This window comes from Microcoleus sp. BR0-C5 (assembly GCF_036705045.1).
Lineage (GTDB): Bacteria > Cyanobacteriota > Cyanobacteriia > Cyanobacteriales > Microcoleaceae > Microcoleus.
Genome location: NZ_JAUBTR010000034.1, coordinates 63,488 through 75,990 on the forward strand (window position 1 = coordinate 63,488; position 12,503 = coordinate 75,990).

Here is a 12,503-nt window from a genome sequence, read left to right on the forward strand (position 1 = left end):
TTTTTAGAATTAGTATAAACTAATGCGCGCTTTACAAGTTAAAGTAGGGTGCGCCTTCGGCACCTGACAAATTCAAGTTAAATTATGCAAAAAATTATCAAAAGTTGCCCGATCGCACATAGCAACCTGAGCACCCACTTTAGTTGCACACAGAGCACCCGCTGCACAGCCCCACACCACCGCCTCCGACAAAGACAAACCGGCATCTAATGCAGAGGCCAACCCGCCGTTAAAAGCATCGCCAGCAGCCACAGTGTCGATCGCCTCTACAGCAAAAGCCGGTACAAAAAACGTTTCATCCGCCGTAACAGCAACAGCCCCGCGATCGCCCAATTTGACAATAACATTCTTCACCCCACGCTCCTGCAAGTGTTTGGCAGCTACAATCGCTGTTTCCGTGTCATTCACCCGAAAACCGACTAACTGACTGGCTTCCACTTCATTCGGCGTGATAATGTCAATTAGCGGATAAAGTTCTAGTGGCAAATCCGCCCTAGCCGGTGCTGGATCGAGAATAACTCGCACCCCCGCTTGACGAGCAGCTTCCGCAGCTTTTTGGACAACTTCCAGGGGAATTTCTAACTGTAACAGCAAAGATGTAGCTGCTGTTAAAAGTTTTTTGAGACGTTCTATATCTGCTTCACCGACATTGTTATTCGCGCCCGGAATCACAATAATATTATTTTGACCTGTCTCGTCTACGGCGATAATTGCCACACCTGAATGAGTGTTTTGATCTATTAATACATTGTCTGTACTTAGACCATAAGATTGTAAATTTGTCAATAATTGTTCAGCAAATTTATCGTTGCCGACGCGGCCGATGATGTGGGTAGAAGTGCCGAGACGGGCGGCGGCGACGGCTTGATTTGCTCCTTTGCCGCCGCCGGCCGTGAAAAAATTGCTACCGATGATAGTTTCCCCAGGCTGTGGCAACCGGGGAGTTTTTGCTGCTAGGTCGATGTTGATACTGCCGAATACGATGATCGTCATAAATTATTCAATTTGGTAATTGGTAAGCTGTAGCGCATTTAATTTGTAAGCTACTGTTTACTTAAACTCTTGTGGGGCGGGCTGGATAGCCCGGGGCGATCAAGTTTCAATTTAAATGCCAAATAGCTTAATTGGTAATTCTCTCATTCTCCCCCTCTCCCCCTCTCCCCCTCTCCCTCTCTCCCACTCTCCCTCTCTTCCTTAAGACGTGCTAGAACAGTTATGATCTACATCGGTCAATTCAATGGCTGCAATTACTCTCGATCGCAATCCCTGTGTCCTGCTAGTTGAAACAGACGAAGTTCTCGCCGGACACTTGAGTCTCGACTTAAAATCCTCCGGCTACGAACCGGTAGTGGCTTCTAATACCGCCACTGGCCAAAATTTAGCCCGTGAATTGCAGCCAGCTTTGATTGTAATCGATCGCATACTTGGCGCTGAATCGGGGCTATCACTGTGTTCTTACCTCAGAAGTAGTGGCAATCGGGTGCCGGTGCTGTTATTGGTCGGTCGTGATACAGTTGACGATCGCGTAGCTTGTCTGGAAGCTGGGGCGGATGATTATTTTCTCAAACCTTACCGCACTGAGGAGTTTTTGCAGTTGGTGCGCTTGTATTTGCAGCCGGATAACACCAGTAACGAACAATTGAGGTTTGGCGATTTAGTTTTGGATTTGGCCTCTAGGCGGGCCTTACGCAATGGACGGGCGATCGACCTGACGATGAAGGAATTTGAGCTGCTAAAGTATTTGATGGAACATCCCCGCGAGGTTTTGACTCGGGAACAAATTCTCGAAAATGTTTGGGGTTACGACTTTTTGGGTGAGTCGAATGTGATTGAGGTTTACATCCGTTATCTACGACTCAAGATTGAAGATGAAGGCGAAAAGCGCTTGATTCAGACGGTGCGCGGTGTTGGCTATGTGATGCGCGAAGCTTGAAGAAGTCTGTTGACTGTTGACTGTTGACTGTTGACTGTTGACTGTTGGCTAGTTCCAATGTCCAATTCCCAATCTAAAATCTAAAATCTAAAATCTAAAATCATTATGAATTATTTAACTAATTTGCTCGGTATTGGAGTAAGTATATTTTTGCTGGGATGTTCGCCGACTTTACCGATCGCCAATGCTGGTGCTACTGGTATTTTGGCGGCTCAGTCTCCGACGGCGACAACATCGGGTCAACTGCTGCCTGTTTCTGCTAGATCTCGGATAGGCGATCGCCCAATCGAACTCGAAGTGGCGAAAACAGTGGAACAGCAGGCTATGGGTTTAATGTACAGAACTTCTTTGCCGGATGACAGAGGAATGCTGTTTGAGTTTAAACCGGCGCGGCGGGTCAATTTTTGGATGAAAAATTGCAAGATTTCTCTGGATATGATTTTTCTGCGGGATGGGGTGGTTGAGGCGATCGAAGTTTCTGCACCTCCTTGTACTGAAGATCCTTGTCCTACCTACGGGCCCGATACTGTTGTCGATCGAGTTATTGAACTCCGGGGCGGGCGGGCTGCTGAACTCGGTGTCAAAGTGGGCGATCGTATTGAAATCGAGTTTTTCCAGTAAAATTTCGGACTGTTTCCGTAAAATCTGCACACAGACATAATCCCCCGGTTTCCATCGCCCAGAGAGCCCCCTGCCTTCGGAATACCCGATAAAATTTAGAAACTTTACAAAAATTGATAAAATCTATTAGAATATTAATGTAACATTCAGTACAAACACCGAAAGATTTGCTACGATGTCGATCTCAGTCAGTCAGGACTTGAGCTTGTTTCCGGAAGCTGTAGATTCTTGGTCGCAGGTATGAGACGAGTCAGCGACTCGTTACCAATCCTGAGAGACGATACTCAGCCTCAAGGTGTAGCAACACGAAAAGAAATTCTCTGGAAGTTCTGGCGATCGAGCTAAATCTACTAAACCTATCTAAAGTAATATGCTACGAGCCAAGTTAATTGGCGGTAATTGGCAAACTTAACTTCTGGTAGCAGTTTCGGGTTTGATCGAAATATCTAACTAATTTTGCCGAAGTAGATTTGCGGATTCTGCATTTCGGCAGATGAAGTTAAACTCTGAACCTGGTTTAGTAGTTTTAGGTAGCAGAATTTATTCTGATTCGCACTGCAAAGATGCCGAGGTATTCAGTTTAGGTTCGATCGCGATTACCAGTCGATCGGGCAGACATCAGCAAAATTGCAAAACCTTTCACTTTTTGGGAAAGGTTAGCTTTACAGTAGCACTCAGCATTACGTTTGGCAGTTCAACCGCTAATAGCGTTTTAAAACCTATCGACGGTAACAAGACAAATTTAAAACTGGCTTATTACTCATCAAAAACATCAGGTTCACATCAGAAAATGGTGTCCTATACTTATAGGTGAAATCACATGGCACCCGCTAAATACACTCGATTAATTCGATTTTTACAAGAAGAGTTGGCAATTTCTCCCGCCTCAATTGCTGTCGCCGAACGTCGTGGCGGTGACAAACAGCGGCAGCGTGATAAAGACCCGAATTCCTTGCCGATGGTTCTGTGGCAATATGGTTTAGTCACTCTCGAACAGTTGGATAAAATCTTTGATTGGTTATCCGAAGCATATTAAAAGGATTTTAGATTTTAGAGATAATCCAAAATCTAAAATCCTTTAACAACTGAGATTAGGATTCAGCCAAGAATTTGGCAGCAGCGGCAACGCCGGCACCCGGAGTGTAGCCTTCATGACCCAATTCGCTCAGCACAACTTCTAAAGAGGAAATTGCTGCTAGAATATCGCGATCGCACACAAAGCCCAAATGACCGATTCGGAAGATTTTACCTTTCAAATGGTCTTGTCCGTCGGCGAGAGCAATGTCAAATCTCTTTCTCATCAAAGTCCGCACTTTTTGAGCATCTACGGATTCTGGTGGCATAACCGAAGTAATCGCAGGGCTGGCGGCATCGTCAGCGGCAAACAACGGCAAACCTAAAGCTTTTACAGCAGCGCGAGTAGTTGTCATCAACCGTTTGTGTCGCGCGAAAACATTTTCCAACCCTTCTGTTTTCATCATCTGCAGCGATGCTTGCAGGGCAAAAAACATATTGACAGGGGGAGTAAAAGGAGTGGTATTTTTGGCAGCGTCTTTGCTATATTTACCCAAATCCAAATAATAGCGGGGCAGTTTCGCAGTTTTGTAAGCTTCCCAAGCTTTGGGGCTGACGGCCACAAAACCCAAACCTGGAGGAATCATGTAAGCTTTCTGAGAACCCGAAGCAATGACATCGATGCCCCAAGCGTCCATCGGAATATTGACAGCGCCTAAGCTAGTGACAGCATCGACCATAATTAAAGCTTCACCGTGGGCTTTAACGTGGCGGTTGATGGTTTCGAGGTCGTTGAGGACGCCGGTGGAGGTTTCCGAGTGGGTGATGATGACAGCTTTGATTTGCTTCTCTGTATCTGCTTCGAGTTTTTCGCGGAAGTGTTCGGGGTTTAAAGGTTGACCCCACTCGGCTTTAATAATTTCGGCGTTTAAACCGTAAGCTTCGGCGACTTCAGCCCAACGTTCGCCAAATTTGCCGTTGGTGCCGACTAAAACTCGATCGCCCGCACTCAAGAAATTAATTATCCCAGCTTCCATCGCGCCGGTACCAGAAACCGTTAAACTCAGCACGTCACTTTTGGTTTGGTGCAGCCATTTCAAGTTTTCGGTACATTCTGCAAAAATCGCGTCAAATTCCTTGCTGCGGTGGCCCATCGGGTGTTTTGCCATCGCTAACAATGCCGCTTCAGGTACCGGCGTCGGGCCGGGAATCATCAGCATTAATTTGTTGTCCATGATATTGTCCTAAGTTTTTCTGTGGGAGTTATATAGAATAAATCAAATACGATACGTCACGTCGCTACTCTAAGTTTTTTAACTTTTAACTCCCTTCTGGTTAATTTCATTTAGAGACCAGCGATGTTCTACCGCTAAGTTCGATCGCTCGCAGCTTTGTTCTAATTGCTTTTGAATGGCAAGGGCTTTACGCAATGTAATAATAAGTTGGTGCACTTGTTGCTGCTGCGGCGATTGTGGACTGACAGCAAACATCGTTTTGCGCTCTAACAATTGAAGTAGCAATTCATAATGAATGTACGAAGGAAGGGGGATTGGCTCCATGAAAGCTAACATACCTCAGCGAACCGATACCCCATTGCAATTGCATGAGGCATCACGGTGAACATTAGATGCCCGATTTTTTATTTGTTTTCTAACCGTCCAATAACCCCTGCTTTGCCGATCGAATATTCGGGGCTGGGGGCGTTGGACACGCTAAATCTTGCGATCGACAGGCTTACAGAATAGATTTAATTGCTTTCTGGCAAAATATTTCTATGCAATATAGCTTTGAGTGCTATTTCTTTTTTACAGTAGCGCTTGAGTCGATGCAGGCTAGAAATTCTCATTATTTACCTACTTAATCACTTTTTATCAGAATTAAGGGTGGTTTGTCAAGCGGTCTCGCCTTTCACAGGCTGGGAGGGCGATCGGCAAGGGAGGCTAAAGCTGCACCCGGATCGGGCTGTTTGACCAGAGATTCGCCGATGAGGACGGCTTCTGCTCCGGCGCTGGCAAGTTTAGCTAGGTCGTCGGGAGTGTGGATTCCTGACTCGCTGACGATGAGGATGCCTTTTGCTTGGATTTCGGTTTGTCGCGAGGCTAATAGTTGACCGGTAGTTTCTAGGCTGACGGAAAAGTCTGCTAGGTTGCGGTTGTTGATGCCGATCAGGTTGACGCCTTGTAGGGTTAATACTCGATCGAGTTCTTCGAGAGTGTGAACTTCTATTAAAGCAGTCATCCCCAAAGTCTTGACAATTTTTACAAAGTATTGTAAGTCTTTGTCAGATAGAATGGCTGCGATTAACAATACAGCATCGGCGCCGTGAATGCGGGCGAGATAGATTTGGTAGGGATAGATAATAAACTCTTTGCAAAGTAAGGGTAAATCGACGGCGGCACGGATTTTAGCGAGGTTGTCGAAGCTGCCTTGAAAGAACTTTTCATCGGTGAGTACGGAGATGCAGCTAGCGCCGTTTTGTTGGTAAGCTAGGGCGATCGCCACTGGGTTGAAATCTTCGCGAATTACGCCTTTGCTGGGGGAAGCTTTTTTAACTTCGGCGATGATTGCTGGTGTGGTTTTACCGTTTTTGAGGGCGCCCAGGAAGTCGCGGATGGGCGGTGCAAACGGGAGTTTTTTGTGAAGATCGGCTAAGGGCGTGCGATCGCGCTTTTGGGCTACTTCAACTTCTTTTTGCCAGACGATTTCTTCGAGGATGTGCTGGGGTTCGGCGTCGGGTACGGCGATTTTGTAGCTGAGGTAGAGTACGGAGACTGATGTGCTGGGGGGACGGCGGCGGATTTGAAGCATGATAGGGGGATAAAGGGCCATCGTAACAAGTTTCAACGTATTATATAATGGTTACAGTAAATCCTCCTAGCCTGAGAGCTAATGCGTGCCAGCTAAAGATATTTATCACGATACAGTTAAGCGTGCCTTACAGAAGGATGGCTGGATAATTACTCACGATCCATTTCCCCTGCAAATTGGTCGCAAGCGTTTATCGGCCGACTTGGGTGCAGAGCGTCTAATTAATGCCGAAAAAGGAACCCAAAAAATTGTTGTTGAGGTCAAGAGTTTTGTGGGACGATCGGATGTAAAAGATTTGGAACAAGCTTTAGGACAGTACATTCTTTACCGCCAAGTGCTTAATGAAATGCAGATTGATCGAAATTTATATTTGGCTATTTCTGAGGAAGTTTTCAATAGCGTATTTACCATAGAATTAGGGCAAATTTTATTAAAAAATAATCTTGTTAAACTGCTTGTTTTTGATAAAAAAAGTGAGGCAATACTTCAATGGATACCCGATTGAGATACCAAGAAATTATCAAAACCATACTTCGGGAACACGCGAACTTTCGCAATACTATACCTGACGGCTATCAGTCTCAAATTTTATTTGATGATGAACGAGGAGGCTACTTAGTCTTGGATATTGGTTGGAATGAGAACAAGTACCTTCATGCTACACCAATTCACATCAATTTAATTGGCGATAAAATCTGGATTCAATATGATGATACCGAAGAAGGAGTGGCTACCGATTTACTAGCAGCAGGTGTTCCGAAAGAAAATATTGTACTCGGTTTTCGCCATCCTAGAGTGCGGGAGTATACTGAGTTTGGCACGGGTTTTAGCGATCGAGATGAAGGAAATGTTGCTAAATCGGCTGCGATGCAGTCAGTCTCAACTACTCGTTGATGAAACCTGACAGCAACAAGCCTGTTTGACATACTCTTTTAGTACGGGCCCAAGGGTGAAAAATGTGCGATCGCCCTCCTGGATTTTTTCAATTAATGAACGCCGTCCCAAGGATTGCATAATTTTTAACAATGTGACATTCAGTACAGTGAGATTTATCTGCTATTTTTGAGTATTTTTGACTTTGCAAAGTCCCCAGCAGGATAATTTATTGCAGATCGTCTAAGTATTTTCCCGTATTGACAAACACTAGGTTATCTGTCACCATTAAGACTCATTGAAAGTCCATCTGTTTAGGCTGCTTCATAGTTTTACCAATTATATCCGACTTTTTCTTGCTTTTCCGGCCTAACGGAATTTGTCCGGCTTTTTCTGATGTGGATGAATTGGCTAATAATATAAAAGTGTATACTTGTTGATCGGACTTTTTCTTACTGGACAAGACTTAGCTTTTATATTCACAATCATCTTGAAAATGAACAATTACAGCTTTACCAGAGTAAAAAAATGACTACACAAGTATTATCCCTCCCACAAGCAAACTTAAAAATGGTTCTCTGGCAAGTAGATGCCGATTCAATGAGTAGTAGCGATATGTATGTCTGGTTAAATGATCTCGGCTTGCCCCACGAAGTCACCATCAGATTGCACGAGTTGGCTACCTACACGAAAAAATCTGGTAACAAAGTTTTGGCTGTAGGGAAAATTATTCTGCTCAAAATTATCGAGTTTGTCAAAGCACATCCTAATTTAGCTACAGGCATTGCTCTAGGAGCTGCTGTGGGGCTATTAGTAAGTTCAGTACCAATTATCGGCCCAGTGTTAGCGCCATTGGCAGCAGTGCTAGGTATAACTGTTGGTGCTATCGCTGGACATAGACTAGATCAAGGCTACCGTCAAGTAGATGGGATAGTTGGAGTAGCACAAGACATTATTGAACTCGCCAAATTGTTTTTTCAACTACTGATTGATGTTTTTAATGCAGTTTTCATCAACGTTATCACTGCTTAAATAAAAAAATTTGAAATAATCGGGAGGCTTAATATGTCAGGAAATAAAACCCTAACTAAGGAGCAAATCCTTAAAGCGATCGAGCAACTGGAAAAAAATCCTAATGATAAAATCGGAATTTTAGGTGATATTGGGATTGTAGGAGTTGGTGCAGTATTAGGTGCTGGTGCTGCTGGCACTGTAGCTGCGGCCGCAGGTGCAACAGCTCTCCCAATAGTTACAACTGTTGGGTCATGGTTGGGGCTAAGCTTATTAGGGGCCACTCCGGTAGGATGGGTAGTTGGAACTGCAGCAGCAGGTGGAGCCATTGCCTATGGAGTATCGAGGCTAACTAAAGGTGGCGGTTATAATGAAGCGAAACAAACAGAAATTCTAAAACAGTTAAAAGAACAGCTAAGAGAGGTTGAAACAAAAGAAAGAGCATCTAAGGTTGGAGACAGTGACAAGACAAAATTTATCGTTTCCTTGAAAGAACCAATTAGGCTTAATCTAATTAGCCCTAAAGATGCTCAGGATTTAATGAATGCTGTCGAAAGTGGTCAAATATCTATCAAGGAAGCTATTAAGATGGTTCAGGCTATAGTTGAAGCAGCTAAACCCCAGTAGTTTTTTAAATCCACGACCTGAGAATGCTAAGCATAGGCTATATTGTTCTGGTATTTCGAGAATTGACTTAGCTGCTGAAAGAGCGATCGCCCTTCTATTATTGAGGTGCGAGCGCTATTTTTTTGAGTATCACTAATTCTGTTTCTCCAACACCATAGGGAATTTTTACCGCTTTGACAACCCTTCATAAGACAAACTATAGTGAGTAGGAGAAAATCGGAGTGGGATATTTGGTATAACGAAAGAATCCCGATCGCCCTCCAATCATTTATAACAGATATGAGCATTAACGATAAACTTAAGAACATCCTAACTCAGTTACGATCGCACTTCGAGCAACTTTACGGCGATCGCCTCACCCAAATGGTACTCTACGGTTCCCAAGCCCGAGGCGATGCACATCCCGACTCAGATATAGATGTGTTAGTAGTTCTGAAAGCGCCAGTTCAAGCGGGGGAAGAAATTGATAGAACTCTTGAGATTGTAGCAGATTTGTCGCTGCAAAATGATGAAGTGATTAGCTGCCAGTTTATGAATGAAGAAAAATTCACTAATTATCAAAGCCCTTTGCTGAGAAATATCCGTAAAGAGGGAATTTTAATATGACCTCCGCTCAATTAAACTTACTCGCAAAAGCTCGTCAAAGCCTTTCAGCGGCTAAGTTAATGTTAGATGGCGAATACCCCGATTATGCAGCATCTCGCGCCTACTACAGTATGTTTTATATTGCCGAAGCATTTTTAGAAGGGGAAGGGTTATCTTTTTCTAAACATTCCGCAGTCATTAGTGCCTTTGGCCGAGAATTTGCTCGTACAGGAAGAGTTCCTGTTAAGTTTCACCAATACCTCATCAGAGCTCAGGAATTGCGAAATGCTGGAGATTACGGCGAACTTGATGCCGTTACGAGCGATCAAGCCGCAGAATCGATCGCCCAAGCTGAAGAATTTCTAGAATTAGCCCAAAATGCGATCGGCACTCTACCGCCGCCCTAAAATAGAATACCTAGATACCCGACTTCTTGAAAAAGTCGGGTATCTAAAAATAGCACTTACGCGGGGGCGAGAAACCGGGTTTTTTTACGAAAATATTTCGTTCCAACCCACAGATTAGGTAAAAAACCCGGTTTCTTTGCGTGGAGTGCGTCCAGAAGTGTAAAACAAGAGCATCGCCCCTACAAACTAATGACCGCCCGCCGCTCCAGCCGCCCGTTTGAAAGCCTCATCCAACACTTCCGAAAGCGTCGGGTGAGTGTGCACTCGGAATGCTAAAGTGTTCACAGAATCGCGCTGGGCGATCGCATTTGCCGCCTCTTGAATCAAATCCGAAGCGTGCAAACCGAAAATGTGAACTCCCAACAATTCCCCAGTATCTTTCCGGTAAATCACCTTAGCCATACCGTCGGTTTCACCCTCCGCAATAGCCTTAGAATTTCCCTTAAAATAACTCTTGACAGAACCGACCTCAAACCCTTCAGCTTTTCCTAACTCCTTCGCCGCAGGTTCCGTCATCCCCACATAGCTAATTTCCGGGTGAGTAAACGCCGCCGCCGGGATACTCAAATAGTCAACTTCGCGAGAGCGCCCGCAAATATTTTCCACCGCAGCAATTCCCTGAGCAGACGCAGAATGCGCTAACATCATCTTGCCATTAACATCGCCGATCGCCCACAAATTTTGTACCGGTTCTCCCGCCACCAAAACCTGCATCTTATCGTTAACAGGGATATAACCGCGCATCGTTTCCACGCCAACAGTTTCTAACCCCAAATTTTTGCTCACCGGAACTCTGCCAGTTGCTACCAAACAAGCATCAACTTCCAAAACTTCCACAACTTCCTTAGTTTTGAAATCAGCTAATTCAATAATTACCGGCGAACCGGGAATAATCTTCTTCGCCAACAACCCAACCTTTGTTTCAATATCGCGGGGTGCAATTAACACTCGTTCTGCTAATTTAGCAATATCCGGGTCAAAAGTCGGCATCAACTGATCTAGAGCTTCAATCATCGTAATTTCGCAGCCCAGGGCTGTGTAAATATCCGAAAACTCCAAACCGATATAGCCACTGCCAATAATTGCGATCCACTTCGGCAGCGATTCCAACCTAACAGCATCGTCACTGGTAAATACAGTTTTGCCGTCAATTTCTATCCCAGGGGGGACGAAAGGAATTGAACCGGGAGCGAGAATAATATCCTTGGCAGTAATAGTTTTCTCGCCTTTATCGGTTTCGACGGTAATTTTTTGAGCACTGGCAATTTTGCCCCAACCTTGGATGACATCGACGTTCAAACGTTTGAGGCTGTTGGTCAAGTCGCCGCGAAGTTTGCTAACAATAGTATTAGCGTGATTTGCGATCGCCCCGCGATCGAAATCCACACTGCCCAATTGAATTCCCAAAGTCTTCAGGTGGTGGGCATTCCGCAAATCTCGCACTCGCCCCGAAGCCGCCAAGAGCGCCTTCGAGGGAATGCAGCCGCGGTTGACGCAAGTCCCGCCCATGTCGCCCGCTTCGATAATTGCCACTTTCAGCCCGCAGCTAACCGCGTGTATGGCCGCACCGTGTCCGCCCACGCCAGCGCCGATAATTGCTAAATCGTAATCAAATCCCTGAGTCACCTTAAAATCTCCTAATGCCTTTGAAATCTTAGGACTCAAGCAAAAAACACCGTCTCTCCGTCCTTTCGAGGTGGCGCGTTCCCATCGCAACCCTTGAACAGCGGTAATAGTTGCATAAGTCCTGTTTCCTTATTCTCGACTAGACTAGGGTTAATTAGACAACGAAAGAGCCCTAACTGAGATTTTTTCAGGGTCAATGATTTTGAGCTGGGTCTGTACCAAGTCTCAAATCACTCAGTAGGCGGGTGTAGAGTTAAATATAGTTTGAAGGCTGACAATGCCCGCGGCAGGTTTTATATGGGGCAGCAAGTTCAGCCACAGGCATTCCCATCGCCCGGTTAAATTCTGTCCTCCTGCTTGTTTTAGTCGGTTTTCATGTCTAATATCTGCACGCGCTGGGGCGGACAGACTTTGTGGGCAAATTTTAGACCCTATGGAGTGGCTTATGACGGATGACGACGACCAGAAAGATTTACGCCGGGCCTCGGCTCAATCATTTTTTGAGTCCCTGGATGAATTGTTCGATTCTATAGAATCGAACAGCACTCAAGCTGCACAACCTAAATCTCCACCGCCTCCGGCTAAGCCTTCGAGTCAGTCTTCGAGTTTGCCGAAGAAGACTAGACCTGCGAAAATTAATTTGTCGGATTTTGAAGATGCGATCGCCGATTTGGAACAGTTTATCCAGAGCAAACACCAGAAACGCCCTGAATCCAATCAATAGTGCGTTGACACATTTTCAAGTATTGACTGTTGACTGTTGATTGTTGACTGTTGACTGTTGATTGTTGACTGTTGACAAGCTAAAAATTTTAGACCGAAGTTCCAGCTCCCAGATTCATCTGTGGAGTCAATTTTCAATTTTCAATTTTCAATTTTCAAATCTCAAATCTCAAATCGAGTGGCTGTTAACGGTGCTTTAACCCACATTCCGCAGGTCTTTAAATAGAATTGATGGTTATAAAATTTAAAAATTCAAGCCTGAAGAGATTACTGGG

16 protein-coding genes are annotated in these 12,503 nt (G+C 44.9%); 11 read left to right on the plus strand and 5 right to left on the minus strand.

The genetic code is table 11. The annotated features are described in order from the left end of the window. Positions 1-72: 72 nt before the first annotated feature. On the minus strand, positions 73-993 hold the full coding sequence (gene rbsK / locus QUB08_RS17585; protein WP_333225910.1) for a ribokinase: 921 nt from the start codon (positions 991-993) through the stop codon (positions 73-75). A gap of 244 nt (positions 994-1,237) precedes the next feature. Here rbsK and nblR point away from each other — a divergent pair, with 244 nt between their 5' ends. The 4 genes from nblR (at position 1,238) to QUB08_RS17605 (ending at position 3,590) form a co-directional block, all read left to right on the plus strand. Beyond that, on the plus strand, positions 1,238-1,933 hold the full coding sequence (gene nblR / locus QUB08_RS17590) for a response regulator transcription factor NblR (RefSeq protein ID WP_333225911.1): 696 nt from the start codon (positions 1,238-1,240) through the stop codon (positions 1,931-1,933). Between the two features lie 105 nt (positions 1,934-2,038). Continuing rightward, a complete protein-coding gene (locus QUB08_RS17595) occupies positions 2,039-2,554 on the plus strand; it encodes a DUF192 domain-containing protein (RefSeq protein WP_333225912.1) in 516 nt (171 codons plus the stop codon). A 493-nt stretch (positions 2,555-3,047) separates the two neighbouring features. After that, positions 3,048-3,368 carry a hypothetical protein gene (locus QUB08_RS17600; protein WP_333225913.1) on the plus strand — a complete coding sequence of 107 codons (321 nt, stop codon included), beginning with the start codon at positions 3,048-3,050 and terminating at the stop codon, positions 3,366-3,368. A gap of 6 nt (positions 3,369-3,374) precedes the next feature. Continuing rightward, entirely contained in the window at positions 3,375-3,590 is a 216-nt protein-coding gene (locus QUB08_RS17605; RefSeq protein WP_333225914.1) for a DUF2949 domain-containing protein, read from the plus strand. 55 nt (positions 3,591-3,645) lie between these two features. On the opposite strand, the gene QUB08_RS17610 is transcribed toward QUB08_RS17605, so the two are convergent. The 3 genes from QUB08_RS17610 to trpC form a co-directional block, all read right to left on the minus strand. Then, positions 3,646-4,803, minus strand: a complete 1,158-nt coding sequence (locus QUB08_RS17610; RefSeq protein ID WP_333225915.1) for an alanine--glyoxylate aminotransferase family protein — start codon at positions 4,801-4,803, stop codon at positions 3,646-3,648. 78 nt (positions 4,804-4,881) lie between these two features. Next, the gene (locus tag QUB08_RS17615; protein ID WP_006632049.1) at positions 4,882-5,127 is read right to left on the minus strand and encodes a DUF5340 domain-containing protein; all 246 of its coding nucleotides are present in this window, start codon (positions 5,125-5,127) and stop codon (positions 4,882-4,884) included. Positions 5,128-5,476: 349 nt separating this feature from the next. After that, positions 5,477-6,376, minus strand: coding sequence for an indole-3-glycerol phosphate synthase TrpC (trpC, locus tag QUB08_RS17620; protein WP_333225926.1), 900 nt, complete (start codon positions 6,374-6,376; stop codon positions 5,477-5,479). Positions 6,377-6,461: 85 nt separating this feature from the next. On the opposite strand from trpC, the gene QUB08_RS17625 reads away from it, so the two are divergent. The 6 genes from QUB08_RS17625 (at position 6,462) to QUB08_RS17650 (ending at position 9,879) form a co-directional block, all read left to right on the plus strand. Further along, positions 6,462-6,881, plus strand: coding sequence for an element excision factor XisH family protein (locus tag QUB08_RS17625; protein ID WP_333225916.1), 420 nt, complete (start codon positions 6,462-6,464; stop codon positions 6,879-6,881). After that, a complete protein-coding gene (locus QUB08_RS17630; protein ID WP_333225917.1) occupies positions 6,866-7,270 on the plus strand; it encodes a XisI protein in 405 nt (134 codons plus the stop codon). Before QUB08_RS17625 ends, QUB08_RS17630 begins: the two co-directional genes overlap by 16 nt. Before the next feature lie 507 nt (positions 7,271-7,777). Next, positions 7,778-8,281: a hypothetical protein gene (locus tag QUB08_RS17635; RefSeq protein ID WP_333225918.1), complete on the plus strand. Its 504-nt coding sequence runs from the start codon at positions 7,778-7,780 to the stop codon at positions 8,279-8,281. Between the two features lie 33 nt (positions 8,282-8,314). Then, positions 8,315-8,887 (plus strand): hypothetical protein, encoded by a 573-nt coding sequence (locus QUB08_RS17640; protein WP_333225919.1) that lies wholly within the window; start codon positions 8,315-8,317, stop codon positions 8,885-8,887. Positions 8,888-9,088: 201 nt separating this feature from the next. Next, a complete protein-coding gene (locus QUB08_RS17645) occupies positions 9,089-9,493 on the plus strand; it encodes a nucleotidyltransferase domain-containing protein (protein ID WP_333225920.1) in 405 nt (134 codons plus the stop codon). Continuing rightward, positions 9,490-9,879: a HEPN domain-containing protein gene (locus QUB08_RS17650; protein WP_333225921.1), complete on the plus strand. Its 390-nt coding sequence runs from the start codon at positions 9,490-9,492 to the stop codon at positions 9,877-9,879. Before QUB08_RS17645 ends, QUB08_RS17650 begins: the two co-directional genes overlap by 4 nt. A 186-nt stretch (positions 9,880-10,065) precedes the next feature. Here QUB08_RS17650 and lpdA read toward each other — a convergent pair whose 3' ends face one another. Next, the gene (gene lpdA / locus QUB08_RS17655) at positions 10,066-11,505 is read right to left on the minus strand and encodes a dihydrolipoyl dehydrogenase (protein WP_333225922.1); all 1,440 of its coding nucleotides are present in this window, start codon (positions 11,503-11,505) and stop codon (positions 10,066-10,068) included. Positions 11,506-11,950: 445 nt separating this feature from the next. Between lpdA and QUB08_RS17660 the strand changes: the two genes are divergently transcribed. Beyond that, positions 11,951-12,229: a hypothetical protein gene (locus QUB08_RS17660; protein WP_333225923.1), complete on the plus strand. Its 279-nt coding sequence runs from the start codon at positions 11,951-11,953 to the stop codon at positions 12,227-12,229. The last annotated feature ends 274 nt before the right edge of the window (positions 12,230-12,503 follow it).